Source organism: Pseudoalteromonas sp. APC 3355 (assembly GCF_030407615.1).
GTDB lineage: Bacteria > Pseudomonadota > Gammaproteobacteria > Enterobacterales > Alteromonadaceae > Pseudoalteromonas > Pseudoalteromonas distincta.
Genome location: NZ_JASDDB010000030.1, coordinates 1 through 2,334 on the forward strand (window position 1 = coordinate 1; position 2,334 = coordinate 2,334).

1 pseudogene is annotated in these 2,334 nt (G+C 34.1%); it reads left to right on the top strand.

Annotated features, from left to right (window positions below):
- Nucleotides 1-76: 76 nt before the first annotated feature.
- A pseudogene (locus tag QMA08_RS20280) lies at nt 77-2,188 on the top strand (TrlF family AAA-like ATPase); the annotation flags it as partial.
- Nucleotides 2,189-2,334 lie beyond the last annotated feature (146 nt).

Here is a 2,334-nt window from a genome sequence, read left to right on the forward strand (position 1 = left end):
GAGCAGCCCGGTGACCTTGAACCGCTATTACCTTGGAATATTAAGCAAGGCTAGGTGTCGTTAGCTATACGCTTACAATAAAACTAAATATATTAAAACGCTTAATATAAAGAGAACAGGTAAAAATGATAATAATTCAATTTGGTTTGAGGATTTATCAATACCGCTAAACAGTGAACTTGTCACTATCATAGGCCATAAAGGAAGTGGAAAGAGCGCTTTATCAGATATTTTAGCTATGTGTTCAGATGCTGAACATTCGGATGACTATATATTTTTGCATAAAAACAAGTTTAAAAAGAAAGGACTTGCAGATAGGTTTAGTGCTTGGGTTGAGTTTGAAAGTGGTGGAAAAACTGAAGAGCGTGATTTGATTCATACCATTGATGAAAGTCAAGAAAGACTCGTTCGGTATTTGCCACAAAGTTACTTTGAAAAAGTCTGTAATGAGATAGGGAAAGTAGATGCGTTTAGGGAGGAAATTGAAAAAGTTGTATTTCAGTATGTTCCTTCTGAAGACAAAATGGGCAAGGTTTCATTTAAAGAGCTTATAGGGTTAAAGAAGTCATCTGCTGAAAAAGAAATCCATCATATAAATGAGAAAGTGCTAGAGCTAAATGATGAAATCATAACACTGGAAAATCAAACCAATCCGGACTTTAAAAAAAGTTTACTCAGCAAGAAAAAGGTGAAAGAAGAGGAGCTAAAAGTTCATAGTGATTCTAAGCCATTAGCTATTGAAGACCCTTCGAAACAAACCGAATCAGAAGAAACTAGAAAGAAAAAAGCGGATCTCAAAGATCTCGAAGCAAGCAAGTTGGCAATAGAAACAGAGATCGGAGAGCTAAGGCAGAGTATTTCAGACAAAAATTATTTAATAGTTGAAGTAGAGAAACTAAATCGTGACTTAAAGAACAAGTACACTGATTTAATTACCACTATTTCTGATGGTAACGAAATAGCTAAAAAATGTGGCTTTGATATATCTAAGGTAATTAGCGCTAGTTTTGATGAAAATATAATTAAATCTGTAGTTGATGCATTGAAATCATCTAATCAGAAAGATGCAGCACTATTGTTAGTTGAAGATGATTTTATTTCTAAAAGTTATGAGTCTCTTAATTTGACATCAAAGGCCGAATATTTAAAGGTTAAGATTAAGAATATACATTCTGAATTTACTGGAGAGCAGAAAGCATATCAAGATTATTTGAGTGCATTGTCGGAGTGGAATCATAAAAGAAAAGAGATAGAAGGTAATTCAGAGACAATTGATAGCTTATCTTATATAAACAAAAAACTAGAATACATAGATAATGGCTTACAGGATGATATTCGGGAATTAAGAAATTTAAGAATCAAAAAGTCTATTGAAATTTTTCAAAAAAAATCAGAAATAAAATCATTTTATGATGAGGTAAAGGTTGAAATTTCTAGAAAGCTTTCTGAATCTGACGTTTCTGGACTAAGTATTGCTAGTTCATTTTACTGCTCCAACGACTTTAAATATTCAATTTTAAGGAATATAAAGCAGAATCGAATTGGGTCATTTTATGGTAGTGACGATGGTTTAACCTTACTTCAAGAAGAACTTATTGTTCCTACAGACTGGAATGATTCAGATGGTGTGAGCGGGTTCTTAGAAAAAATTATTGAGTATTTAGAGTTTGATAAAAGATCGAGTGCTAAAGAAGGTGAAAACACCTATATTGGTGACGTTACAAAGGATAGAAAAGAACTATATTCGTACATATTTGGGTTAAGTTTTCTTGAACCATTTTATGATTTGCAGCAAAAGGGTAAAAGTTTAGAACAATTGTCACCGGGTGAAAAAGGTGCTCTTCTCTTGGTTTTTTATTTAGTACTTGATAAAGAGGAGGTTCCTCTTATTATCGACCAGCCAGAGGACAATCTAGACAATAACAGTGTTGCTAAAGTCCTAGTGCCTTATATAAAAGAGGCTAAAAAATATAGACAGATAGTTATGGTTACACATAACCCCAATTTGGCTGTTGTTGCTGACTCTGAACAGGTCATCAAAGTGTGTATAGATAAAGAAAATGGGAATCGATTTACTTTTATTTCCGGCGGTATTGAAAATGCAGGTATAAATGAACAAATAGTCGAGGTGCTGGAAGGAACCATACCTGCATTTACTTTGAGAAAGGATAAGTACCAAATTGCGTAAGGCATATAACAAGCCACTGCACTCGGAAATTTCACTCGCTACGCTCCTAAAATTCCGGTGAGTGGAGCGTTATAAGCCAAAGGAAGTTCGGTGATGAAATCGATAATTGGAAAACTTGATGTGTTAAGCGTGTTTGCAGCGTGGAC